21 protein-coding genes are annotated in these 22417 nt (G+C 72.8%); 16 read left to right on the top strand and 5 right to left on the bottom strand.

Annotation, left to right across the window (positions count from 1 at the left end; translation table 11 throughout):
- Positions 1–132: 132 nt before the first annotated feature.
- The 9 genes from AB0G59_RS13845 (at position 133) to AB0G59_RS13805 (ending at position 10033) form a co-directional block, all read left to right on the top strand.
- A complete protein-coding gene (locus tag AB0G59_RS13845) occupies positions 133–924 on the top strand; it encodes a hypothetical protein (RefSeq protein ID WP_360911204.1) in 792 nt (263 codons plus the stop codon).
- Positions 925–1033: 109 nt separating this feature from the next.
- The gene (locus tag AB0G59_RS13840; RefSeq protein WP_360911202.1) at positions 1034–1777 is read left to right on the top strand and encodes a YcnI family protein; all 744 of its coding nucleotides are present in this window, start codon (positions 1034–1036) and stop codon (positions 1775–1777) included.
- Positions 1778–1878: 101 nt separating this feature from the next.
- Entirely contained in the window at positions 1879–2532 is a 654-nt protein-coding gene (locus AB0G59_RS13835) for an SCO family protein (protein ID WP_071966055.1), read from the top strand.
- Positions 2532–3038, top strand: coding sequence for a copper chaperone PCu(A)C (locus AB0G59_RS13830; protein WP_360911200.1), 507 nt, complete (start codon positions 2532–2534; stop codon positions 3036–3038). The genes AB0G59_RS13835 and AB0G59_RS13830 overlap by 1 nt, the downstream gene beginning before the upstream one ends.
- Positions 3039–3044: 6 nt before the next feature.
- A complete protein-coding gene (locus tag AB0G59_RS13825) occupies positions 3045–4961 on the top strand; it encodes a FixH family protein (protein WP_360911198.1) in 1917 nt (638 codons plus the stop codon).
- Complete coding sequence (gene efeB, locus AB0G59_RS13820) at positions 4961–6253, top strand: iron uptake transporter deferrochelatase/peroxidase subunit (RefSeq protein ID WP_360911196.1); 1293 nt, start codon at positions 4961–4963, stop codon at positions 6251–6253. The genes AB0G59_RS13825 and efeB overlap by 1 nt, the downstream gene beginning before the upstream one ends.
- 104 nt (positions 6254–6357) lie before the next feature.
- Positions 6358–7308 (top strand): prephenate dehydratase, encoded by a 951-nt coding sequence (gene pheA / locus AB0G59_RS13815; protein WP_360911194.1) that lies wholly within the window; start codon positions 6358–6360, stop codon positions 7306–7308.
- Between the two features lie 638 nt (positions 7309–7946).
- Positions 7947–9224 carry a serine--tRNA ligase gene (serS, locus tag AB0G59_RS13810; protein ID WP_360911192.1) on the top strand — a complete coding sequence of 426 codons (1278 nt, stop codon included), beginning with the start codon at positions 7947–7949 and terminating at the stop codon, positions 9222–9224.
- Positions 9221–10033: an HAD family hydrolase gene (locus AB0G59_RS13805; RefSeq protein WP_360911190.1), complete on the top strand. Its 813-nt coding sequence runs from the start codon at positions 9221–9223 to the stop codon at positions 10031–10033. Before serS ends, AB0G59_RS13805 begins: the two co-directional genes overlap by 4 nt.
- Here the strand turns inward: AB0G59_RS13805 and AB0G59_RS13800 are convergent.
- A complete protein-coding gene (locus tag AB0G59_RS13800; protein WP_360911188.1) occupies positions 9954–10700 on the bottom strand; it encodes a rhomboid-like protein in 747 nt (248 codons plus the stop codon). The genes AB0G59_RS13805 and AB0G59_RS13800 overlap by 80 nt on opposite strands.
- A gap of 87 nt (positions 10701–10787) precedes the next feature.
- Here AB0G59_RS13800 and AB0G59_RS13795 point away from each other — a divergent pair, with 87 nt between their 5' ends.
- The 3 genes from AB0G59_RS13795 (at position 10788) to AB0G59_RS13785 (ending at position 13882) form a co-directional block, all read left to right on the top strand.
- Entirely contained in the window at positions 10788–11498 is a 711-nt protein-coding gene (locus AB0G59_RS13795; protein ID WP_360911187.1) for an FCD domain-containing protein, read from the top strand.
- Positions 11499–11595: 97 nt separating this feature from the next.
- Entirely contained in the window at positions 11596–12894 is a 1299-nt protein-coding gene (locus AB0G59_RS13790) for an MFS transporter (protein ID WP_360911185.1), read from the top strand.
- Between the two features lie 52 nt (positions 12895–12946).
- Positions 12947–13882 carry an aminoglycoside phosphotransferase family protein gene (locus tag AB0G59_RS13785; RefSeq protein WP_360911183.1) on the top strand — a complete coding sequence of 312 codons (936 nt, stop codon included), beginning with the start codon at positions 12947–12949 and terminating at the stop codon, positions 13880–13882.
- A 36-nt stretch (positions 13883–13918) separates the two neighbouring features.
- On the opposite strand, the gene AB0G59_RS13780 is transcribed toward AB0G59_RS13785, so the two are convergent.
- The 4 genes from AB0G59_RS13780 to AB0G59_RS13765 are packed head-to-tail and all read right to left on the bottom strand — an operon-like array spanning position 13919 to position 17575.
- Positions 13919–14644 carry an ABC transporter permease subunit gene (locus AB0G59_RS13780; protein ID WP_360911181.1) on the bottom strand — a complete coding sequence of 242 codons (726 nt, stop codon included), beginning with the start codon at positions 14642–14644 and terminating at the stop codon, positions 13919–13921.
- Positions 14645–14657: 13 nt separating this feature from the next.
- Entirely contained in the window at positions 14658–15569 is a 912-nt protein-coding gene (locus AB0G59_RS13775; RefSeq protein ID WP_360911179.1) for an ABC transporter ATP-binding protein, read from the bottom strand.
- Between the two features lie 49 nt (positions 15570–15618).
- Entirely contained in the window at positions 15619–16536 is a 918-nt protein-coding gene (locus AB0G59_RS13770) for an ABC transporter permease subunit (RefSeq protein WP_360911177.1), read from the bottom strand.
- On the bottom strand, positions 16526–17575 hold the full coding sequence (locus tag AB0G59_RS13765; protein ID WP_071966068.1) for an ABC transporter ATP-binding protein: 1050 nt from the start codon (positions 17573–17575) through the stop codon (positions 16526–16528). The genes AB0G59_RS13770 and AB0G59_RS13765 overlap by 11 nt, the downstream gene beginning before the upstream one ends.
- Positions 17576–17824: 249 nt before the next feature.
- Between AB0G59_RS13765 and AB0G59_RS13760 the strand changes: the two genes are divergently transcribed.
- The 4 genes from AB0G59_RS13760 to AB0G59_RS13745 are packed head-to-tail and all read left to right on the top strand — an operon-like array spanning position 17825 to position 22414.
- A complete protein-coding gene (locus tag AB0G59_RS13760) occupies positions 17825–18664 on the top strand; it encodes a M24 family metallopeptidase (RefSeq protein WP_360911175.1) in 840 nt (279 codons plus the stop codon).
- A complete protein-coding gene (locus AB0G59_RS13755; protein WP_360911173.1) occupies positions 18661–20448 on the top strand; it encodes an SDR family oxidoreductase in 1788 nt (595 codons plus the stop codon). The genes AB0G59_RS13760 and AB0G59_RS13755 overlap by 4 nt, the downstream gene beginning before the upstream one ends.
- Positions 20449–20488: 40 nt before the next feature.
- Positions 20489–21403: a metal-dependent hydrolase gene (locus AB0G59_RS13750; RefSeq protein WP_360911171.1), complete on the top strand. Its 915-nt coding sequence runs from the start codon at positions 20489–20491 to the stop codon at positions 21401–21403.
- 24 nt (positions 21404–21427) lie between these two features.
- Positions 21428–22414 (top strand): MerR family transcriptional regulator, encoded by a 987-nt coding sequence (locus AB0G59_RS13745; protein ID WP_360911169.1) that lies wholly within the window; start codon positions 21428–21430, stop codon positions 22412–22414.
- The last annotated feature ends 3 nt before the right edge of the window (positions 22415–22417 follow it).

The following is a 22417-nucleotide window of genomic DNA, read 5'->3' as shown; positions in this document are numbered from 1 at the left end:
GCTCATTCGGCCGACGCGCCCTGTGGGTGAGGACGTGTATGGGACAAGGTGACAAGTCGGGCTTACCGATTCACGGCGGGCCGCACCCCTGCCGTAGGGAATCGGTAAGGCCGGTGGGATGATGGCGCAGCCATGCCTCACCCCGTCGCGCGCGCCGGCGCCGATCTGCGACTGATACGGGCCGCGGTGTTCACCGCGGTCTGTGTCCTGCTGTCCGCGGGCGGGCACGTGCTGGCGTCCTGCGCGAGCGTTCCGCCGTGGACGCTGGCGGCCGGGTTCGCGGCCGTCTTCGGGGTGGCCGTGCTGCTGGCCGGGCGGGAACGCTCGCTGCCGGGGATCGCGCTCTTCCTGGCCGTCGGACAGCTCGCGCTGCACACGCTCTTCGGGCTCGGGCAGCACCTCACGGGCGCCGGAGCGGCCGGCCGACAGACCGCGCACGAGGGCGGATTGATCCGCTTCGCCGCCCAGCTCACCTGCAACCAGGCCCCGATGTCCGTCGGTCAGGCGCGCCGGATCGTCCTCGACGCCGGCTTCGACCCGGCGGTCCACCCCGCGGCCATGGGCATGCCCGCGGGCGCCCCGGCCCCCGTGCGGGCTTCGCTGGCGCACACGCTGCTGCCCTCGCTGCCCATGGTGCTCGGCCACCTGCTGGCCGCGCTGGTCCTGGGCTGGCTGCTGCGGCGCGGCGAGGCCGCGCTGTGGCGTGCGGTGCGGCTGTCGGCGCGGTCGGCCCGCGGAGCCGCGGAGGCCGCGCTGGTCCGTGCGCTGCGGGCCGTGCTGGTGCTCGTCGGCGTACCGGCGGTTCAGCCGCCCGTCGCGGCCGCGCACCCGGCGTACGGGCAGGACGAGCGCCCGGCACGGGAGCCGGAGCTGCGGCATCTGGTGATCAGGCGGGGTCCGCCGCGCTTCGCCCTCGCGGCCTGACACGCGACGTACTCCCCACTGCTTCACGGCTTACGGCGGGAGGACGGTCGCGCTGCCGCCGCACGCGCGCCATCCCCTTCCTTCCCTCCTGCCTGTGGAGCGTTTTCCCATGACCGCATCGCGTCTTCGTGCCGTTCGCACCTCTCTTGTCGGCGGCATCGCCGCCGGCAGCCTGCTGCTGCTCGCCGGCCCCGCCTTCGCGCACGTGAGCGTGCAGCCCGGCACCGCCGAGAAGGGCGGCTACAGCACCATCAACATCAAGGTGCCGAACGAGAAGGACAACGCCTCGACCGTGAAGCTCGAGCTCAGCCTCGACCCCAAGCACCCGCTGGTCTCCGTGATGCCGCAGGCGGTGCCGGGCTGGGAGGTCAAGGTCGAGAAGACCAAGCTCGACAAGCCGGTGCAGATGCACGGCAAGGAGATCAACGAGGCCGTCAGCAAGGTCACCTGGACCGGCGGCAAGATCGAGCCGGGGCAGTTCCAGCAGTTCCCGCTGTCGGTCGGCAAGCTGCCCACCGACGCCGACGAGCTGGTCTTCAAGGCCCTGCAGACCTACTCCGACGACGACGTCGTCCGCTGGATCGACGCCTCCACGCCGGGCGGTCACGAGGCCGAGCACCCGGCCCCGGTCCTCAAGCTCGTCGCCAAGGGCTCCACCGGCCCGGCCGCTCCGGCCGGCAAGACGGACGGCAAGACGGACGGCAAGGACGCCAAGGCCGAGGCGGCCGCCGAGAAGACGGAGTCCACGGGCTCCGACACCACCGCGCGCGTCCTCGGCGTCGTCGGCATCGTCCTCGGCGTGGCCGGTGCGGCGTTCGGCGTGGTCGTCGGCCGCCGCCGCTCCGCGGCCTGAGGCCGTACCGCTCCGGCAGGCCCGTAAGGCCGGGCCGGCGGGCGTCCGCACGCCCGCCGGCCCGGCAGCAACGACCCCACTCACTGGAGAAGAAGCACTCCATGCGCACCAAGATCCTGGGCGCGGCCCTGGCCATGGCCTCCGCGCTCGCCCTGACCGCCTGCGACGGCTCGGGCGACTCGGGCGACAAGCCCGCGGCCGACGTCTCGGCCGAGCCCACGAAGGCCGGGGCGATCGTCCTGGACTCCCCCAAGGCCAAGCCCGACCTGGTCCTGAAGGACACCTCCGAGAAGACCTACGAACTGGTCAAGGAGACCAAGGGCCGGCCGGTCCTGCTCTACTTCGGCTACACCTACTGCCCCGACGTCTGCTCGACGGTCGTCTCCGACGTCGCGGCCGCCGAGAAGAAGCTGCCCAAGGCCGAGCAGGACAAGCTCCAGGTCGTCTTCGTCACGACCGACCCCGAGCGCGACACCCCCAAGCGGATGCGCGAGTGGCTGGACGCCCAGGGCGGCCAGGACATAGTCGGTCTGACCGGTGACTTCGCCACGATCCAGGCGGCCGCCAAGCCGCTCGGCATCCTCGTCGAGCCGCCGAAGAAGGAGAAGGACGGCTCCGTCACCGTCAGCCACGGCGCGGAGGTCGTCGGCTTCTCGCCGAAGGACGACGCCGGCCACTGGATCTACACCACGTCCACCACGTCCGAGCAGTACGCCAAGGATCTCCCGAAGATCGTCAAGGGGGAGAACCCGTGATGCGCGCCCAGAAGATGAACGCCAGGAAGATGAAGAAGACCACCGTCGCCACCGCCGCCGTCCTGCCGCTCGTCGTCGCCGGCGGCCTGCTGCTGACCACCGGCTGCCAGTCGGAGAAGAACGCCCTCTCCCCCGGCAAGCCCGCGCTGTCCGTCAGCGGCGCCTACCTGCCGCAGCCGGCGATGACCGACATGGCCGCCGCCTACTTCACCGTCACCAACGACGGCGGCGAGCCCGACCGGCTGACCAAGGTCACCAGCCCGCTCTCGCCGGACGTCACCCTGCACACCACCGAGGGCTCGCAGATGAAGCACGCGCCGCAGCTGGAGGTGCCCGCCAAGGGCAAGCTGGCGCTCACGCGCGGCGGCACCCACCTGATGCTGGGCAAGCTCGGCCACAAGCCGAAGACCGGCGAGAAGGTCGAGTTCACGCTGCACTTCGCCACCTCGGCACCCATCAAGATCAAGGTGCCCGTCGAGAGCGCGACCTACCGTCCCAAGGACTGACGTGCGATGAAGACCCCGTTCACCGGGCCGCCCCGGACCGCCGGGCGACTGGCGGCGCTGCTGGGCACGCTGCTCGCCGCACTGCTGTGCTCGCTGACCCTCGGCGCGGGCACCGCGTCGGCCCACGCGGCGCTCACCTCCACCGACCCCGCCGACGGGTCGGTGGTGCCCGCCGCGCCCCGGCAGGTCCGGCTGACCTTCTCCGAAGGGGTGCTGCTCAGCGCCGACTCGGTGCGGGTCCTGGACCCGCGCGGCGAGCGCGTCGACGAGGGCAGGCCGGAGCACGTCGACGGCAAGTCGCAGACGGCGGCGGTCGCGCTGCGCGGCGGGATCGCCGACGGCACCTACACGGTGGCCTGGCAGGCGGTCTCGGCGGACAGCCACCCGGTGGCCGGGGCCTTCACCTTCTCGATCGGCGCGCCGTCGAAGACGACGGTGACCGTGCGGTCGGCGGCCACCGCGATCGACCCGGCCGTCGGCACCTTCTACGGCATCGGCCGCTACGCGGCGTACGGGGGCTTCATCCTGCTCGTGGGCGGCTGCGCCTTCGCGGGCGTGTGCCGCTCGTCGCGGCCCGTGCAGCGGGTCGCGGTGGCCGGCTGGGTCGCGCTGTTCGTCTCGACGGTGGCGCTGTTGCTGCTGCGGGGCGCCTATACGAGCGGCAAGGGGCTGGGCGCCGTGCCCGACCTGACGCTGCTCGGCGACGCGCTGGCCACCAAGCCGGGCGCGGCGCTGCTGTCCCGGCTGCTCCTGCTGAGCGCGGCGGCCGTCTTCCTGGCGGTGCTGTTCGGTTCGTACGCCCGGGAGGACCACGATGCGTCCCCGGGCGAGCGCCGCAACCTCGCGTACGGGCTCGGGATCGGCGGCTTCGTCGTCGCGGCCGGGCTGGCCGCGACCTGGGCGATGGCCGAGCACGCCTCGGCCGGGATCCAGCCCTGGCTCGCCATGCCCCTCGACGTGGCCCACCTGCTGGCCGCGGCCCTCTGGCTGGGCGGCCTGGCCGCGCTGCTGGCCTCGCTCTTCGCGGGCGGGACCGTGCCGCGGACGGCGGTGGAGCGCTTCTCGCGCACGGCGTTCGCGTCGGTGTGCGTGCTGGTGGTCACCGGCCTCTACCAGTCCTGGCGTCAGGTCGGCCTCTCGTGGAGCACGCTGACGGGCACGGAGTACGGGCGCTGGCTGCTGCTCAAGGTGGCCCTGGTGGCCGCCATGCTGGGCGCCGCCTTCTTCTCGCGCCGGTGGACGGCCCGGATCGCCGGGTCCGCCGCCACCGGGCGGCCGCCGGGCACGGCCGACCGCGGGGCGGCGACCGCGAAGAAGGCCAAGGGCCCCGTCGGCAGGCCCGCCCCGAAGGATCCCGTGCGGGCGGCCCAGCTCGCGCGCCAGCAGGCGGCGCTGGACAAGGCCGCCGGCAGGCGGGAGCGCGACGCGGACGGCAACCGCGGCGGACTGCGGCGCTCCGTCCTCGCCGAGGCGGCGATCGCCGTCGTCCTGCTGGCCGTCACCACCCTGCTCACCGGCACCCAGCCCGGCCGCGCGGAGGCCGGGCAGAAGCGCGCCGGGGCCCCGGCCGCACCGGCCGCCGGACCGGCCGAGGTGCGGATCGCCTACGACACGGGCGGCACGAACGGGCGCGGCACGGCCCGCGTCACCGTCGACCCGGCGCGTACGGGCGCCAACACCCTCTCCGTCACTCTCTCGGACCCCTCCGGCCGCCCTGTGGACGTACCTGAGCTGACACTGTCCTTGACCGAGAAGAACAAACAGATCGGTCCTCTGCGGGCCGCGCTGGAGCGTCAGTCCGCCGGCCATTGGCAGGCCACCGGTTTCCAGGTGCCCATGGCAGGCGACTGGCAGCTGTCCCTGACCGTACGGACCTCGGACATCGACCAGGTCACCGAGATCGAAAACGTGAAGATCAATTGATGGCTGACAAGACTGACACCGAGCCCGCCGAGAAGGCCGGCACCGCTTCCGCCCCCGAGGGCGTCACCACCGTCTCCAGACGACGGCTGCTGGGCACCGCCGGTGCCGCCGGCGCGGCCGCGCTCGTCGTGGGCGGCGTCGCCGGCGCGGCCGGCGCCTCGGCCGTGGGCGGCAAACCCGAGCCCCTCTCCTCCGTCGGCGCGGCCGTCGTGCCGTTCCACGGGGCCCATCAGGCGGGCATCATCCAGCCCTCGCAGGCGCACGGCCATCTCGTCGCCTTCGACCTCGCGCCCGGCGCCGACCGGAAGGCAGCGGCGGCCCTGATGCGCCGCTGGTCGGAGACGGCGGCGGCCATGGCGGCGGGCGCCACGCCCCAGGGCGGCGACCTGGGCATCGCGCTGGACGCGGGGCCGTCGTCCCTGACGGTCACCTTCGGCTTCGGCCGCACCTTCTTCGACCGGACCGGGCTCGTGGCCAAGCGGCCCGCCGCGCTCGAGCCGCTGCCCGCCTTCAGCGCCGACGCGCTCGACGCCAAGCGCAGCGAGGGCGACCTGTGGGTGCAGATCGGCGCCGACGACGCGCTCGTCGCCTTCAACGCGCTGCGGCTGCTGCAGAAGCAGGCGGCGGGAACGGCCCGGCTGCGCTGGCAGATGAACGGCTTCAACCGCACGCCGGGCGCCACGGACCAGCCGATGACCGGCCGCAATCTGATGGGCCAGATCGACGGCACGAACAACCCCAAGCCGTCGGACGGAAACTTCAACCAGCGCATCTTCGTCCCCGACGACCGCACCGGCGCCGACGCGTGGATGGCGGGCGGCTCGTACGTCGTCTTCCGGCGCATCCGGATGCTGCTCGACAGCTGGGACAACCTGACGGTCGCCCAGCAGGAGAAGGTCATCGGGCGCCGGAAGTCGGACGGCTCACCGCTGTCCGGCGGTACGGAGAAGACCCGGGCGGACCTCGAGAAGATCGGCCCCGACGGCGCCCTGGCGATCGCGGGCGACGCGCACGTGCGCGTCGCCTCGCCCGCGAGCAACCGCGGGGCGGCGATGCTGCGGCGCGCCTTCTCCTACCACGACGGCTTCCGCGACGACGGCGCCCCGGACGCGGGCCTGCTGTTCATCGCCTGGCAGGCCGACCCGATGAACGGCTTCGTCCCGGTCCAGCGCAAGCTCGACCGCGGCGACGGCCTGTCCCGCTTCCTGCGCCACGAGGCCAGCGGCCTGTTCGCGGTACCGGGCGGATGCGCGGAAGGCGAGTACGTGGGGCAGAAGTTGCTGGAGGGGTAGGCCCTCCAGCGACCCGTCGCCGGGGAACGCATCCGCGAACACCTGCGCATCACCATGGGTAGGGTGGCGAAGCCCATGGTGATCGATCCGGAGGAACGCGCGTGATGTCGTCGGCCAGCCGCTACACCTACCTCGGCCCCGAGGGCACGTTCACCGAGGCCGCCCTGCGGACGCTCCCGGAGGCGGCCACCCGCGAGCTCGTTCCCATGGTCTCCGTACCGGCCGCCCTCGACGCCGTGCGCGGCGGGGAAGCCGCCGCGGCGCTCGTGCCGATCGAGAACTCCGTGGAGGGCGGCGTCACGGCGACGCTCGACGAACTGGCCACCGGCGAGCCGTTGATGATCTACCGCGAGGTGCTGCTGCCGATCGCCTTCGCGCTGCTCGTGCGGCCGGGCACGCGGATGGAGGACGTCAAGACGGTGACCGGGCACCCGGTCGCCCAGCCGCAGGTGCGCAACTGGCTCGCGGCGAACCTGCCGGACGCGGTGTGGGAGTCGTCGGCGTCGAACGCCGACGGTGCGCGACTGGTGCGCGAGGGCCGCTACGACGCCGCGTTCGCGGGCGAGTTCGCGGCGGCGACGTACGGACTGCAGCCGCTGGTCACCGACATCCACGACGCGCAGAACGCGCAGACCCGCTTCGTCCTGGCCGGCCGGCCGGCGCGGCCGGCGGCCCGTACGGGCGCGGACCGGACGTCCCTGGTGATGTGGCAGCGCGACGACCACCCGGGCGCCCTGCTGGAGTACTTGCAGGAGTTCGCGATCCGGGGCGTCAACCTCATGAGGATCGAGTCGCGGCCGACGGGCGAGGGCATGGGGCGCTACTGCTTCTCCGTCGACTGCGAGGGGCACATCACCGACCGCCGGGTGGGCGAGGCGCTGATGGGGCTCAAGCGGACCTGCGCGAAGGTGCGGTTCCTGGGTTCGTATCCGCGTGCGGGTGTTGACCCGGACGACCGGTCGGGTGTCCCGGGCGTGGTGCGGCCGGGGACGTCGGACGGCGACTTCGTGGCGGCGGCGGACTGGCTGGCGCGCTGCCAGGACGGCCGGGCCTGAGGAACGCCCCTGGCGAGGGGCCCGTGCGGAGGCCTGTGGAGGCCTGTGGAGGCGGACCCGGGAAACGGGCCGCGTGAACTTACCCACAGAGTTATCCACAGGCAGCTCTCGACCTGGGGATAAGTCGACACATTGAGCTGTCGAGAAGTACGGCGAAACGGTCAAGGTCGACATATCGCTCCCGCCCGCCCCGGAAACCGTCCACAGGCCCGCGCCTGCGGTCCCCTGCCCTGCCCGTCTACCGAAAAGCCTCGAACAACCCATTAGGGGGAGTGAATCCCACCCCAAAGAGTGTCCGGGCGATGTTTGCCGGGAGAAACTCTGACGAATGACAGAAGAGGCGGAAGCCGGGATTCCGGCATCCACAGATTTCGCGCACACCCTGTGGACAAAGAACCGGAACGATTGATTCCTGTGGACAACGAGCGCCTTCAACTCCCGCCCTCCACAAGGATGATCGCCGACGAACACGGGCTCTTTCCGCCTCCCGTGTCCCCCTTGTTCTGGTTTTCCGGAAATTCCGGTACGCGCCGGCCCTGACGTCGCGCCGCCTTTTCGGCAGCCCCAGAGCGGGGCAAATCGCCACGTAAAGGAATATCGCGTCGAGCAACGGCAGTGCACGACGGTAGCCTGGAGGGGTGATTGACCTTCGCCTGCTCCGTGAGGACCCCGACCGTGTGCGCGCGTCCCAGCGCGCCCGTGGAGAGGACGTCGACGTCGTCGACGCACTGCTCTCCGCCGATGAGCGGCGCAGGTCGTCCAGCGTCCGCTTCGACGAGCTCCGCTCCGAGCAGAAGACGCTCGGCAAGCTCATCCCCAAGGCCACCGGCGACGAGAAGGCCGCGCTGCTGAAGAAGGCCGGCGAGCTGTCCGCCGCCGTCAAGGCCGCCGACGCCGAGCAGGACGAGGCCGCCGAGGAGGCCCAGCGCCTGCTGTTGCGGATCGGCAACCTCGTCCACCCCGACGTGCCGCGCGGCGGCGAGGACGACTTCGTCGTCCTGGAGACCGTGGGCACCCCGCGCGACTTCGCCGCGGAGGGCTTCGAGCCCAAGGACCACCTCGAGCTCGGCCAGACCCTCGGCGCGATCGACGTCGAGCGCGGCGCCAAGGTCTCCGGCTCGCGCTTCTACTACCTGACGGGTATCGGCGCGCTGCTGGAGCTCGCCCTCGTCAACGCCGCCATCGCCCAGGCCACCGCCGCCGGCTTCACCCCGATGCTCACCCCCGCGCTGGTCAAGCCGCGCGCCATGGAGGGCACCGGCTTCCTCGGCCAGGCCGCGCAGGACGTCTACCACCTCGACAACGACGACCTCTACCTCGTCGGCACGTCCGAGGTCCCGCTCGCCGCGTACCACATGGACGAGATCATCGAGGCGGACCAGCTGCCGCTGCGCTATGCGGGCTTCTCCCCGTGCTTCCGCCGCGAGGCCGGTACGTACGGCAAGGACACCCGCGGCATCTTCCGCGTCCACCAGTTCGACAAGGTGGAGATGTTCTCCTACATCGCGCCGGAGGACGCCGACGCGGAGCACGCGCGCCTGCTGGAGTGGGAGAAGCAGTGGCTGACCAGCCTCGAGCTGCCCTTCCAGGTCATCGACACCGCCACGGGCGACCTGGGCTCCTCCGCCTCCCGCAAGTTCGACTGCGAGGCGTGGATCCCCACCCAGGGCAAGTACCGCGAGCTCACCTCCACCTCCAACTGCAACGAGTTCCAGGCCCGCCGCCTGTCCGTCCGCATGCGCGAGGGCAAGAACGTCAAGCCGCTGGCGACCCTCAACGGCACGCTGTGCGCGGTGCCGCGCACGATCGTGGCGCTGCTGGAGAACCACCAGCAGGCCGACGGCACGGTGCGGGTGCCCGAGGTGCTCCGCCCGTACCTGGGCGGCCGTGAGCTGCTGGAGCCCCTCGCCAAGTGAGTCCCAGCTCCCCGCTGCCCTACCGGCTCGTCGCGACCGATCTCGACGGCACGCTGCTGCGCTCCGACGACACCGTCTCGGAGCGCACCCGCGCCGCCCTGAAGCTGGCCACGGCGGCGGGTGCCGCGCACATCGTCGTCACCGGGCGGACCGTCGCCTGGACCCGGCACATCCTGGAATCGCTGGACTATCAGGGACTGGCGGTCTGCGGGCAGGGCGCGCAGGTTTACCACGCGGGCGAGCACAGACTGCTGACGTCCGTGACGCTCGACCGGCAGCTCGCCGGGCTCGCCCTCGCCAAGATCGAGGCCGAGGTCGGCCCGCTGTTCCTCGCCGCCAGCCGTGACGGCATGGACGGCGACGTCCTGATCGGCCCCGGCTACCGCGTCCAGGAAGGGCCGCTGCCGGCGGTGCCGATCACGGACCCGGGCGAGATCTGGTCGGCGCCCCTGAACAAGCTCTACCTCCAGCACCCGGAGCTCGACGACGACGCCCTGGCGGAGGTCGCGCGCACGGTCGCCGGCGGCCTGGTGGGCGTGACGATGGCGGGTTCCGGCATAGTCGAGCTGCTGCCGCTGGGCCTGAGCAAGGCCACGGGCCTGTCGCTGGCGGCCCGCCGCCTGGGGATCAAGGCGGCCGAGACGATCGCCTTCGGCGACATGCCCAACGACGTGCCGATGTTCGGCTGGGCGGCGCACGGCGTGGCCATGGCCAACGCGCACGACGAGCTCAAGGCCGTGGCGGACGAGGTGACGAGTTCTCACGACGAGGACGGCATCGCCGTCGTCCTGGAGCGTCTCTACCGCTGAGGCGCTGCCCGACGGCCTCGGGGACGGTCACCGGCACCGGGATCCGGGCCTCCTCCGGGGCCCACGTCGGCAGTCCGCGCGTCAGCGGCCAGCACGCGAGCCCCAGCGCCAGCGCGATCGCGTGCCCGATGTCGGTGAACGTGCCGCCCGTCGTCAGCGGCACGGCGAAGAAGAGCACGGCCCCCACCAGATAGGGCCAGCGCCAGGGCCGGGGCACGCGGTAGGTCAGGACGCCGGACGCCCCGGCGAGCCCGTAGGAGACCCCTATGTCGACGACGTGCTTCATCGAGCGGGGCGCCGAGTGGCTCTCGATCGCCATCAGCAGGACCTCCTGGCTGATCAGCGTCGCCGCGATGTGCGCGACGGCGACCGTCACCAGCCAGCGCAGGGTGCCGAGCCAGCGCTCCACGTTGGCGTGGATCAGCTCGAAGAGGGCGGCGTAGAGCAGGAACGAGGACGGGTCCGCGATCCAGAAGCCGCTGACGAGCAGCGACTGCAGCGGGTGCCTGTTGAGCTCGTGGATGTTGCTGCTGCTGCGGTGGAGGAGGAAGCTCTCCAGTCCTTCGCTCGCCGACGCGATGACGAGGCTGGTGATCCCGATGATCAGCAGCCAGATGTGAGTGCCGGGCGAGGATCGGACCCAGGCGCGGATCCCGTCGACTGTCACCCTTCGACGGTAGCCCGGGACGCCGGATGCCGCAGTTGTAGGATGACTGGGCAACCGGTTGAATCGGCCTCACCGTCCGGAGGAGAAATGGCACTGCGAGCGGCGGGACGCCAGTCCCTCGTGGACACCGTCGTGGAACAGCTGCGCACCCAGGTCACCGCCGGCGAATGGGCGGTCGGCGAGCGCATCCCGACCGAGCACGCCCTCGCCGAGCAGCTGCAGGTGGGCCGCAACACCGTCCGCGAGGCCGTTCGCGTGCTCGTCCACGCCGGCATGCTGCGCTCCCGGCAGGGCGAGGGCACCTTCGTGGTCTCCACGGCCGACCCGGGCGAGATCATGCGCGGCCTGCAGCGCGCCGGAGTACGCGACGTCCTGGAGCTGCGCATCGCCCTGGAGGCCGAGGCCGCCCGGCTGGCGGCGCTGCGGCACGAGCCCGCCGACCTGGAGCGGATGCGCGCCGCGCTGGACGCGCAGACGGCGTTCGAGGACGCCGAGGGCCAGCCCGACTCCGGAAACCTCGAGCTGTACGCCGACCACGACGTCGAGTTCCACCGGGCCGTCGTGGAGGCCGCGCACAACACCGCGCTGACCGCGACCTACGCCTGGTTCGCCGGCTCGGTCCGCGAGGCGCTGGTCACCGCGCTGGGCGACCACGACATGCCGCGCATCATCCACGGCGACCACCACGCCCTCATGGAGGCCATCGCCTCCGGCGACCCGGAAGCGGCCGGGCGGGCCGCCCGGGCGCTGCTGGAGCGGCCCAAGCAGGCGGTCGAGTCGCTGCTCACCGAGCGCTGACGGCACGGCCCCGCGGGCGCCCCACGGCGCTCGCGGACACCGGCCGGCACACCTTCACCCCCGCACCACCCGGCACCACCCCTGGAGAGGCACCCCCATGTCGGAATCGAGGCCGCAGACACCACTGATCGACGCGGAAGAGGCCCTGCCGCCCACGCCCGCGCCGGCGGCGCGTTCCGCCGGACCGCGCGTCGCCCGTGCCCACCCCGCGCTCGTGATGCTCGGCATCGTCCTCGCCTCGCTCAACATGCGGGCCGCGCTCGCCGGCGTCTCGCCCCTGATGGGCGAGATCGGCGACCACTTCCACCTCGCGGCGGCCGCGAGCAGCCTGGTGACCACGATTCCGCTGGTCTTCATGGGCCTGGGCTCGATCGTCGCGCCCCGGCTCGCCCGGCGCTGGGGCACCGAGGCCGTGCTGTGCGGCGCGCTCGTCCTGCTGGCCGCCGGCATCCTGCTGCGCGTCGCGCCCCCGGTCGTGGCCCTCTTCGTCGGCTGCGCGCTCGTCGGCACCGCGATAGCCCTGCTCAACGTGCTGATGCCCGGCCTGGTCAAGCGGGACTTCCCGGACCGGGCCGCGAGCATGACGGCGCTCTACTCCACCACGCTGATCCTCGGCGCCACCGGCGCGGCCGCCTCGTCCGTACCGCTGGAAAACGCCCTCGGCGGCTGGCAGGGCTCCCTCGCCTCCTGGGCGCTGCTCGCGGCCGTCGCGGCCCTCGTCTGGCTCCCGCAGGCCGTTCTCGGCCGCCGGGGAGCCCGGACCGCCGACACGGCCGGCAAGGCGGCCACGGCCGCCACGGCCACTCGGAAGAGCGGCGCCGGCGAGCCGAGCCTGACGCGGTCTCCGCTGGCCTGGCAGGTCACGCTGATGATGGGCACCCAGTCGCTGATCGCCTACGTGTGCATCGCCTGGATGCCGACGATCTTCACCGACCACGGCATGAGCAAGGGCCAGGCCGGCATCATCTACGCCTTCTACACGCTCGTGCAGATGGCCGGTTCGTTCGTCGTCCCGCTGCTCTCCGGGCGGATGCGCGACCAGCGGAAGCTGGCGGTCGCCGTCGTCGCCCTCATGGCGGCCGGCGTCACCGGCCTGCTGACCGCTCCCGTGGCCGGCGCCTGGGTCTGGGCAACGCTCATGGGCGTGGCCCAGGGCGGTCTCCTCGGCCTCGCGCTGACGCTGATGGTGCTGCGCACGCGCGACGCCCACACAGCGGCACGGCTGTCGGGCATGGCGCAGACCTGGGGCTATCTGCTGGCCTCCGTCGGCCCGTTCGCGATCGGCGCCGTGCACCAGGCGACGGACGGCTGGACGCTGCCCATAGCCCTGCTGCTCGTCGCCTGTGCGGCGCTGCTCTTTCTGGGACTGGGCGCCGGGCGCGATCGGAAGATCTGAGGCGTTGGGCTCCATGAGGACGTCACCCCCGTCACAGGAGGAGCCCGCCGCCATGCACACAGCCCCCCGGATCACGGTCCCGGCCGGCCTGGTCGACAACCACGACGACATGTCCGAGGGCGAGGGCGGCCCTGAGTGGATCGCCGCGCTGCCGGAGCTGGCGGCGCGCTTTCTCGACCGCTGGAACCTGCGCCCCGACGGGCCCGGCGCGCACGGCGCGGTGGCGCTCGTCCTGCCCGTGCTGCGCGAGGACGGCTCACCGGCGGCGCTGAAGCTGCAGCCGGTCACCGAGGAGAGCGTCGGCGAGCCGCACGCCTTGCACGCGTGGGGCGGCGACGGGGCGGTCCGCCTCCTCGACCGGGACGACGCGTCCGGCACGCTGCTGCTGGAGCGGCTGGACGGCGGCCGTTCGCTCATGGACGTACCGGATGCCGAGGCCGCGCTGCTGACGCTCGCCACGTTGCTGGGGCGCCTGCAGGAGACGCCCCCTCCGGCCGGACTGCGCCATCTCGGGGACGTCGCGGGCCGGATGCTCGACGACGTGCCGGGCGCGCTCCCGGCCCTGGCGGACGCCGCCGAGCGACAGCTGCTGGCCTCGTGCGCGGCAGCCGTCGCCGACGTCGTCGGCGAAGCGGGCGACCGGCTGCTGCACTGGGACCTGCACTACGAGAACGTGCTGGCCCCGCTGCCGGGTTCGGGCCGCGAGCCCTGGCTCGCCATCGACCCCAAGCCGCTGGTCGGCGACCCCGGCTTCGACCTGATGCCCGCGATCGGCGACCGCTGGGACGAGGTGGTCGCCACGGGCGACGTGGAGCGGGCCGTACGCCGCCGGTTCGACCTGATGACGGACGTCCTGGGCCTGGACCGGCGGCGGGCGGCGTGCTGGACGCTGGCGCGGGTGCTGCAGGACTCCCTGTGGGACATCGAGGACGGGGAGCGCGCCCTGCAGCGCAGGCACATCGCGATCGCGCGCGTGCTGCTGCGCTGAGCCGCCTCCCCGTCCGTCCCACGCCCGCCGGGGCGTCTACTCCTCTCCGGCGAGCGTCAGGGAGCGGAGCTTGCGCCCCGCGTAGTACGTGGCGGCCACCGTGGCACCGGTCAGCAGCGCCAGCGCCAGCGGGAGGCTCACCTCCGCCGTGATGGCACCCTCGCCGCCGACCTTCTGGGCGAGGGCCAGCGCCCACTGCCGGACGCTGAGCGTGCGCGCGCCGGGGATGAGGCTGCCGAACAGCGCCTCCCAGACGAGGGCGTAGATCAGGCCCGCGACGACCGCGTGCCGGGTGACCGTGCCCAGGAAGAGGAAGATCGCGCTGTAGGCGACGGAGGCGACCGCCGCGGCGAGGGCGTAGGCCACGGCGATCTGCTGGCTGTTGCCGTTCAGCAGGAAGCCGGCGATAAGGGTGGGCACCGCCGAGAAGACGACGGTGACGCCGATCGCCACGACGAGCTTGGTGAAGATGATGGTGGGGCGCTTGACGGGCTTGGCCAGGAGGTAGACGACCGAGCCGTCGTCGATCTCCGGGCCGATCGCGCCCGTACCGGCGATGACGCCGATCAGCGGCACCATCGTGGCGAGCGCGAAGCCCCCCAGGACGTTGGTGGCCGTCTGGTCGTCCGCGCCGATCAGGGCGCGCACGACGGCCGAGATGACGAGCAGCAGGGCCGGCAGCGCGAAGAGGATCAGGGCGCGGCGGCGGCCGAGGAGGCCCCGGTAGGTGAGCCGGGCGACGGTCGGGTGGTAGAGGGACATGGGTGGCCTCCTTTCAGGCTGCGACGAGGTAGGAGAAGACCGATTCCAGGGACTCGTCGGAGGGCGAGACCGTCAGGAGCCGGATGCCGTGCGCCCGGGCGACGCGCGGCAGGAGTTCGGTGAAGCGGCCGAAGTCGACCGCCTGGATGCGCAACGCCTTCTCGCCGAGGTCGACTTCGATGCCCGCGGTCGACGGGTCGGCGATGAGCGCGGCCGCGAGGGCGCGGTCGTCGCTGGAGCGCACCAGGTAGCGGTGCGGCCGGTCCGTCATCAGCCGGCGGATCTTGCGGAAGTCGCCGGAGGCCGCGTGCCGGCCGGCGACGACGACCTCGATGTGGGCGGCGAGCTGTTCGACCTCCTCCAGGATGTGGGAGGAGAACAGCACCGTGCGGCCCTCGGCGCCCATGGTCCGCAGGAGGTCCATCAGCTGCATGCGCTGGCGCGGGTCCATGCCGTTGAACGGCTCGTCGAGCAGCAGCACCGACGGCTCGTGGACGAGGGCGGAGGCCATCTTCACGCGCTGGCGCATGCCCTTGCTGTACGTGGCGATCTTGCGGTCCTGCGCGTACTCCATCTCGACGGTGGCGAGGGCGCGTTGCGCCTCCGCCGCGCCCAGTCCGTGCAGCTCGGCGTTGGCCCGGACGAACTCCTGGCCGGTGAGGAAGTCGTACATCGCCTCGCGCTCGGGGACGATGCCGATGTGGCGGTAGATCCGCTCGTTGCGCCAGATCGTCTCGCCGTCGAGGGTGACCGCGCCGGTGGAGGGGGCGAGGAAGCCGCCCATCATGTTGATGAGGGTGGACTTGCCGGCGCCGTTGGGGCCGAGGAGGCCGGTGACGCCGGGGCCCACGGTCATGGAGACGTCGTTGACGGCGACCACATTGCCGAACCAGCGGGAGACGTTGTCGATGCGAACAGTGCTCATGGGCGCAGCCCATTCCTTGAGGGGTGGTGGTCGGGCGGCGGGAGGGCGGTCACAGCCCGGCCTTTCGGTAGCGGCGCATCAGCAGCCCGTACGAGCCGGCGATCAGGGCGAGGACGGCGAGGAGGTAGACCGCTCCCGCGCCCGTGCCGGGGCCGTGGCCGCCGGGGAAGGCGGTGCCGGCGGACAGGAACGCCGTCTGCACGCCGTCGATCAGGGTGATCGGGGAGAACAGGCCCAGCCAGCCGATGGCGTCGGTGTTGTCGTTGTCCAGCGCGATGCCCTGGAGGGTGCTGACCGCGCCGTAGGAGATGGTCAGCACGGCGATGACGGCGGCGACGCCGAAGCCGCGGCGCGGGGTGAGGGCGGCGACCACCAGGCCGATGCCGGCGAAGAGCAGCGAGAGCAGAGCCACGGAGACCAGTCCTTGCGCGAAGCCCTTCGTCTGATCGGCGAAGTCCAGCTTGGCGAGCAGGGCGCCCGCGTAGAGGATCAGCAGGGGCGTCGCGGTGAGGACGAACAGGGCCGAGGCCATGGCGGCGAACTTGGCCAGGACGTAGTCGGCGCGTTCGATCGGGCGGGAGAAGTACAGCGGAACGGTCTTGAACCGCAGGTCGCGGGAGACCGACTGCGGGGCCTGGGCGGCGATGTAGAGGCCGATGACCGCCTGGAGGTAGATCGCGTACCGCGTGTACTCCATGGGCAGGCGGTTCATCTTCGTGGTGACGGCGACCGCCACGACGATGGCGGCGGGCAGGCACATGACCGCGAACAGCGTCATCGGCAGCACCTTGGACTTCGCCGAGCGGCCCAGGCCGTAGGCGCCGCGCAGGCTCTGGGAGAAGAGCGAGCGGCGGGCGTAGCCGCGGCCGAGGCGGGGGCCGTCGTAGTTGCGGTAGCCGATGTTGTGGATGACGTCCTGGGCGGCGGGGCGCCCGGCGGTCGTCACGGCGTGGGTCTCAGGCGGCATCTGCGGCGCCTCCGTTCTGCTTCTCGCGCTCGTCGCCGGACTTCCGGTTCCAGTCGGCGCCCCAGGCGGGCCGGCCGGTGCCGCCCGCGCTCCCGGCGCCGTCGCCGTCCTTGAAGACCTCCGCGATGCGGTGGCGGCGCTGTTCCATGCGGACCAGGCCGAGGCCGAGGTCGGCGACGGCGTCGCGGACGATGTCGTAGGTCCCTTCGTCGAGGACGTCGACCAGCAGGACGTGGCCGGACGAGGGCGAGCCGTCGGCGGCCAGGCCCGCGGGCCGGGTCGTCAGCCCCGCCCCGGACAGGGCCGCGAGCAGGGCGGCGGTGCCGTCGGGGTGGGCGTCGGTGTCGGTGACCTCCACGGCGAGGGAGCCCGTGGCCTGGGTGAACTCGTCCGTCGAGGAGGACCGCAGCAGCTTGCCGCCGTCGATGACGACGACGTGGTCGCACGTGCGCTCCAGCTCGCCGAGCAGGTGCGAGGTGACCAGGACCGAGATGCCGAAGTCGGTGTGGACGCGCCGGATGAGGCCCAGCATCTCGTCCCGGCCGACCGGGTCGAGGCCGTTGGTCGGCTCGTCCAGCAGCACCAGCCGGGGGTCGTGGACGAGGGCCTGGGCGAGCTTGACCCGCTGCTTCATGCCCGTGGAGTAGCCGCCCATGGGGCGGTAGCGCTCCTCGTACAGGCCCACGTGCCGCAGCGTGTCGGCGGTGCGCTCACGGGCGGCCGTGGGCGGCAGGCCGGACATCCGCGCCATGTGGACGACGAACTCCGTCGCCGACACGTCCGGCGGCAGGCAGTCGTGCTCGGGCATATAGCCGACCCGCTCCCGGATCTCGGCGCCCTGGGTGGCGACGTCGAGGCCGAGCACCTCGGCGCGGCCCTCGGTGGCCGGGGAGAGCCCGAGCAGGATCTTGATCAGCGTGGACTTGCCGGCCCCGTTCGCACCCACCAGACCGGTCACTCCCGGCGTGATGTCGACGGAGAGCCGGTCAAGAGCGGTCACCCGGGGGAACCGCTTGCTGAGGCTTTCGGTAGCGATCACAGTCACACATTCGACGGTAGTGGCGCGGGCCACAGCAGTCGTCAGACCAGATGGCTGGTTGTGCGTAGTCCTCGGGTCTGACGCCCCCGTAGGGGTGGGCCCCCGGCAGGAGGTGGACCGGGGCGGGGGCCGGCGGGGCGCCGGGGGTTTTCCACAGGCGTGCCGGGGCCCTTGACGCAGCCGCCGGACATTGTCACATTCGTTGCTGTCAACTTGCGGGCACGGCTTCGGACTTGGTCGGAGGACGGCATGGCAGGGCGGTCGGACGGGGATCTGGACGGGTTCCGGGCGGTTCAGCGCCTTGCGTACGCCTGCGCGGAGGCGGTCGCCGCGCAGCTCGTGCCGGGCGTGACCGAGCGCGGGGCGGCGCGCATGCAGCGGGAGTGGCTGCGCGAGCGCGGGGTGCGGGACTGGTTCCATCTGCCCTTCGCGTGGTTCGGCGACCGCACGGCCTTCACGGGCTTCCGGGTGCCGCTGCAGTTCTTCCCCACCGACCGGCCGCTGGAGCCGGGGATGCCGTTCATCCTGGACCTCGCCCCCATCCACCGCGGCTTCAGCGCGGACGTCGGCTACGCGGGCTGCCTGGGGCCCGACCCGCTGCACGACCGACTCATGGCCGACCTCGAGGCCCATCGCGCACTGATCCTGCGCGAGGTGCGCGAGCGCCGGCCGCTGCGGGAGATCTACGGAAGCGTGGACCGGCTCATGGCCCGCCAGGGCTACGCCAACCGGCACCGCGCCTATCCCTTCGGGGTGATAGCGCACAAGGTCGGGCGGGTACGGGAGCGTCGCTGGTCACCCCAGCTGTTCGGGTTCGGTACGCAGTCCCTGAAGGGGCTGGCGTCGGACGCCCTGCACGGTCACCGCGAGGGATGGTCACCGCTGTGGAGCCCGTACCGCTTCTCCGACCACCCGCCGCGGCCGGGGCTGTGGGCGGTCGAGCCGCACCTGGGCTTCCGGGGCGTCGGCGTGAAGTTCGAGGAGCTCCTGGTGGTCACCGACTCCGGGGATCCGCAGGAGAGCGCGTTCTGGCTCGACGACGATCTGCCGCACGTGCGGCGCTGGCAGGAAGAGAGGGCGGCCGCATGAGCGGGGACGGCACGGGGATCGAGGGGGCGCGGGAGCGCCGGGTGCGCACCGGCGGGGTCGAGCTGTGCGTCGCCGAGCTGGGCGACGCGGCGCACCCCACGGTGGTGCTGCTGCACGGCTACCCCGACAGCAAGGAGGTCTGGTCCGAGGTCGCGCGGCGGCTGCGGGACCGCTTCCACGTCGTGCTCTACGACGTGCGCGGCCACGGCCGCTCCACGGCCCCCGAGCCGCTGCGCGGCGGGTTCACGCTGGAGAAGCTCACGGACGACTTCCTGGCGGTCGCGGACGCGGTGAGCCCCGCCGCGCCGGTGCATCTGGTCGGGCACGACTGGGGATCGGTGCAGGGCTGGGAGTTCGTCACCGTCGCACGGACCGAGGGCCGCGTGGCGTCCTTCACCTCGATCTCGGGCCCGTCCCTGGACCACTTCGGGCACTGGATCAAGGACCGGATGGCCCGGCCCACCCCGCGCCGGGTCGGCCAGCTCCTCGGGCAGGGCGCCAGATCCTGGTACGTGGGCGCGCTGCACATGCCCGCCCTCCCGGAGGCCGCGTGGCGCGGACCGCTGGGCAAGCGGTGGCCGAAGATGCTGGAGCGGGCGGAGCGGCCGCCCTCCGGCGGCTACCCCACCGCCTCGCTGGCGGGCGACGCCGCGCACGGCGCCTGGCTGTACCGCGACAACGTCCGGGCCAGGCTGCGCCGGCCCCGCACCGACGCGTACGCCCACGTGCCCGTCCAGCTGGTGACCCCGGCCGGCGACGCCTTCCTGTCCGAGCGGCTCTACGACGACCTGGAGCGCTGGGTGCCGCAGCTGCTGCGGCGCACCCTGGCCGCCAAGCACTGGGTGCCTCGGACGCGCCCCGACCAGCTGGCGTCCTGGATCACCGAGTTCGTCACGGCGCAGGAGGCCGCGCGGCAGGAGGGCACGCCCGCCCGGATGGCGGTGGGCTCGGGCCCGTACGCGGAGCGCTTCGGCGGCCGCCTGGTGCTGGTGACGGGGGCGGCCAGCGGCATCGGGCGGGCCACGGCGTTCGCCTTCGCCGAGGCCGGGGCGCGGGTCGTCGCGGTCGACCGGGACGCGGAGGGGGCGGCCCGTACGGCCGAGCTGGCGCGGCTGTGCGGGGCGCAGGCCGCCTGGGGCGAGTGCTGCGACGTCTCGGACGAGGGGGCGATGGACAAGCTGGCCGCCAAGGTCGCCGCCGAGTACGGCGTGGTGGACGTGCTGGTCAACAACGCCGGCATCGGCCTGAGCGGCAGCTTCCTGGACACCACCTCCGAGGACTGGCGCAAGGTCATCGACATCAACCTGGGGGGCGTCGTCCACGGCTGCCGGGCCTTCGGCCGGCAGATGGCCGAGCGCGGCCAGGGCGGTCACATCGTCAACACCGCCTCGGCGGCGGCCTTCCAGCCGTCCAAGTCCCTCACCGCGTACAGCACGTCCAAGGCGGCGGTGCTCATGCTGAGCGAGTGCCTGCGCGCGGAGCTGGCGGGCAAGGGCATCGGGGTCAGCGCGATCTGCCCCGGCATCGTCAACACCGGGATCACCGGCACCACGATCTTCGCCGGCGTCTCCGAGAAGGAGCAGCAGCGCCGCCGGGACAAGATCAGCCGGCTGTACGGGCGGCGCAACTACCCGCCGGAGAAGGTCGCCGAGGCGATCCTGCGGGCCGTGGTCCGCGACCGGGCCGTGGTGCCCGTGACGCCCGAGGCGTACGGCCTGCACTTCATCTCCCGTTTCACCCCGCGGCTGGGACGCGCGGTCGCCCGCATCGACCCCAAGCTGTAGGCCGCCGGGGGCCGTTCCCCACCGAGCGAGGAGCCACCGCATGAGCCAGAGCCCGAGCCACGTCCATCGCATAGCACCGCGGCGCGTGTCCTTCGACTGGCACGAAACGCCGCTGCACTGGATACCGGACGAGCCCACCGCCACGCACGTCATCAACGTCCTGCATCTGCTGCTCCCGGCGGGCGAGCGGTGGTTCGTCAAGGTCTTCAAGGAGGCGCTGCCGCTGGTGCGGGACGAGGCGCTGCTGGGGGACGTCAAGGGCTTCATGGGCCAGGAGGGCACGCACAGCGTCCAGCACTCCTACGTACTGGACCACCTCGCCCGGCAGGGCCTGGACACCGCCGCGTACACCCGGCACGTGGACTTCCTCCTCGACGTGCTGCTCGGCGACAGACCCCCGTTCGGGCTGCCGGTCGGCGAGCGGGAGTGGCTGCGCTACCGCCTCTCGGTGATCGCCGCGACCGAGCAGTTCACGGCCGTGCTGGGCGACTGGGTGCTGCGGGCGGAGGGCCTCGACCGGGCCGACGCGGACCCGGTGATGCTGGACCTGCTGCGCTGGCACGGCGCGGAGGAGGTCGAGCACAGATCGGTCGCCTTCGACATGTACGAGCACTGCGGCGGCGAGGACCCCGCGCGCTACGCCCGCCGCCTGCTGGGCATGGCCGTCACGGCTCCCGTGCTGCTCTACCTGTGGCTGTGGGGCACGGCCTATCTGATCCGGCACGACCCCCGGCTGGCGGGCCGCACGCGCTATTCGGCGCGCGAGCACCACCGCGCCGTCGCCAAGGGCCTGCTGCCCTCGTGGCGGGAGCTGGGCTCGGCCGTTCCCCGCTACTTCCGCCGGTCGTACCACCCCTCGCAGGAGGGGTCGTTGCGCAGGGCCGTCGACTATCTGGCGACCTCGCCGGCGGCCCGGGCCGCGGCGGGCGCGATCGGCCGCGCGGCCCTCTCCTGAGGAGCGACTTAAGGAGCGACGCCCTTGTCCGACGCCCCCTCCGGCCCGCCGCACGGGCAACCGCCGCCGGCCGAGTACCGCATCGAGGACCTGGCCCACCGCAGCGGTGCCACGGTCCGCACCATCCGCGCCTACCAGGACCGCGGGCTGCTGCCCAAGCCCGAGCGGCGCGGCCGGGCCAACGTCTACGGCGACGCCCACCTCGCCCGGCTGGGCCAGATCTCCGGCCTCCTGGACCGCGGCTACACCCTGGCCAGCATCAAGGAGCTGCTGGAGGCCTGGGACGCGGGCCGCGGGCTCGGCGGGGTGCTGGGGCTGGCCACGGAGGTCGACGGACCGTGGACGGACGAGGAGCCGGACCGGATCACCCGCGCGGAGCTGGACGAACGGTTCGGCGGCGCACGGGACGACGCGGCCGTCGAGGACGCGGTGCGGCTCGGCGTCCTGGTACGGCTGCCGTCCTCGCCCGGCGAGTTCCTCGTGCCCAGCCCCCGGGAGCTGGCCGTCGCCGCCGAGCTCCACGCCGCCGGGGTGCCCCTGCCCGCGATCTCCGGTCATCTGCGCGAACTGCGCACCCAGGTCGAGCACATAGCCGCCCGTTTCCTCGACTTCACCACCGAGCACGTCTTCCACCCCTACCTCGGCCACCGCCCCACCGACGAGGAGGCCACCGAGGCCGCCTCCCTCGTCCGCCGCCTGCGCCCCCTCGCCCAGCAGACCGTCGACGCCGAACTGGCCCGCGCGATGCGCACCTTGGCCACCCGCTACCTCCGCCACCACCTCACCTCACCCGCACCGGCCGCCGCCCGGAAGGACGGGGCCGGGGACGATGCCGAGCAGGTGGCCCTGCCCGCCGCGACCGTACGGGCGGTACGGGCGCTGGTGGGGCCGCAGAACGTGGCGGCGTTCATCACCGCGGCCGCGGAACGCGAGGTCCAGGCCCGCACCATGGACGGGCTCCTGGCGGCGCCCCGGGACGGGCGGGAGGCGTCGGACGGAGGCGACATGTGAGGG

It is taken from the genome of Streptomyces sp. NPDC021096 (genome assembly GCF_040641275.1).
Classification (GTDB): Bacteria; Actinomycetota; Actinomycetes; order Streptomycetales; family Streptomycetaceae; genus Streptomyces.
This window is presented reverse-complemented; position numbering and strand designations above follow the sequence as displayed.